At 73.7% G+C, this 2,014-nt stretch carries 2 protein-coding genes; both read right to left on the bottom strand.

Going from position 1 to position 2,014, the window contains the following annotated elements:
• Nucleotides 1-958, bottom strand: a 958-nt coding sequence (locus ACYVE9_RS24525) for a glycosyltransferase family 2 protein (protein WP_461030081.1), incomplete at its 3' end; no start/stop codon positions are given.
• A gap of 117 nt (nt 959-1,075) precedes the next feature.
• Nucleotides 1,076-2,014: CDP-glycerol glycerophosphotransferase family protein (locus ACYVE9_RS24520; protein ID WP_461030080.1), on the bottom strand; the 939-nt coding region annotated here is incomplete at its 5' end.

Raw genomic sequence — 2,014 nt, 5'->3', positions numbered from 1 at the left:
GCACCGGCGAGGCGGCGATGACCCGTGCCAGCCACCGGCCGGGCGCGCGCGCCGCCAGCAGGTCCGCCTCGTCGAACCCCGCCAGGTGCGCCCGGGTCGCCTGCCACCACTGCTGCTGGTACTCGGCGCTGCGCCCGGTCAGCTCGCGCACGTACATGCGCAGGTCGTAGTCGAGGAACTTGGTCTGCGCGGCGTGCGCCAGCCGCTTGCGGTCCGCGTCCAGGAACACCTGCACGGCCCGGCGGTGTGCCAGCAGCCGGCTGTGCCAGTTCTCGACGCCCCGGCGGTCCAGGGAGATCGAGGGCTGCGCCGCGGACCGCCGCACGTGCCACACGTAGACGGTGTCGGGCACCACCGCCAGCCGGTCGGCCGCGGCGAGCACCTGTGCGCCGAACACGAAGTCCTCGTAGTGGAACCGGCCCTCCGGAAAGGTGATGCGGTGTTCGATCAGGAAGTCACGCGCGTAGAGCTTGTTCACGCACAAGGTGTCGTGCACCAGCCGGGGCTGGTTCTGCGGGTCCTCGTGCACGGTCTCCTGGAGGAACAGCTGCCGCTGCCAGCGGGTCTCGGTACCGCTGGGCAGCTCGCGCCGCACACAGCCGCCCGCGACGACCGGCGCGGAGTGGCGGGCCGCGGCGTCGAGCAGCACCCGCACCGCGTTCGGCGGCAGCACGTCGTCGCTGTCCAGGAACATCACGTACCGCCCGCGGGCCGACCGCAGTCCGTCGTTGCGCGGCGTGCCGCAGCCGCCGCTGTTCCGCTCGCGGTGTAGCACCCGCAACCGCGGCAACTGCTCCGCCAGCGTGTCCAGCACCGCACCGGTGCCGTCGGTCGACGCGTCGTCGACCGCGAGCACCTCGGTCACCTCGGGGCCCTGGTCGAGGGCGGAGCGCACCGCCTCCTCGACCAGCGCCGTATCGTTGTAGGCGATGACCACCACAGTCACGCTCTCCGACATAACCCGTCCCCCCACAGAAATCTCACGTGCCCATTCGTCGTCCGCCGAGCGCGCCCGGCCACGGCGTCCCCCGCCTCCCCGCTCGCGCCGGGGAGGCGCCCACCCTCAAGGATGCGTTCACAGGCGCGCAGGTTCACCCGGGCCGTCACTGGGCTGTGTCGGATGGATCACCTGCCGGCTTCCCTGCCGAGCGAGCCGGGCGGCCGTGGCCGGCCGAGGCGACGGCGCCGGTGTGCGGCGCTCCGGGGGCACCACCGGAGCCAGCCCGGTTCCGTCAAGGAAGACCGCGCGGATCACTCGCTCGGCTGAGTGCCCGTCGTCGTAGGGGCAAAACCTGGCCCGGAACGCGGCCCGCAGCGCCTCGTTGCGAGGGGAGCGCAGCGTCCCGTCCCGGAACACGGAGACGAGCGAGGCGAGGTCGCGGGCGACCGGACCCGGCGGGTTGCCCAGCAGGTCGAGGTAGGTGCCGCGGGTCGCGCGGTACGCCTCCCAGTCGTCGGCGTGCACCACGATCGGCCGGTCCAGGTTGGCGTAGTCGAACATCAGCGGCGCGTAGTCGGTGACCAGGACGTCAGCGGCGAGGCACAGGTCCACCGACGGCCGGCCACCGGTCGCGTCCAGCACGGTGAAGCCGGCCCCCAGCGCGCTCGCCAGCCGGGAGACGTCCAACCCGGCTCCGGCCCGCCCGTTCAGGTACTCGCGGGGCGCGGGGGCGTACAGCACGGCGGTCGCGTCCGCCGGCACCCCCAGCGAGGCACGGGCACGCGCCACGTCCTCCGTGGTGGCGGTGCTGTACACGTCGTTGCGCGGGGCGCCGCACTCCAGCGTGGTGTAGGCGCCCGGATAGGCGCGCTCCCAGGCCAGGGTGCAGTACCGGCTGGTGGAGAGGGTGTAGTCCCACTCGTCCACCTGGGCGAGCAGCCGGTCGAAGTCCGTGCCGGCCGCCGCGGCCGGGCGGTCCCGCAGGTCCAGCCCCAGCCGGCCCAGCGGAGTGCCGCGGTGGGTCTGCACCAGGACCTGCCCGCGCCGCTTGGCCACGCCGAACTCCGGCTCGCC

The sequence above is a fragment of the Streptomyces sparsus genome (assembly GCF_054776295.1).
This window is presented reverse-complemented; position numbering and strand designations above follow the sequence as displayed.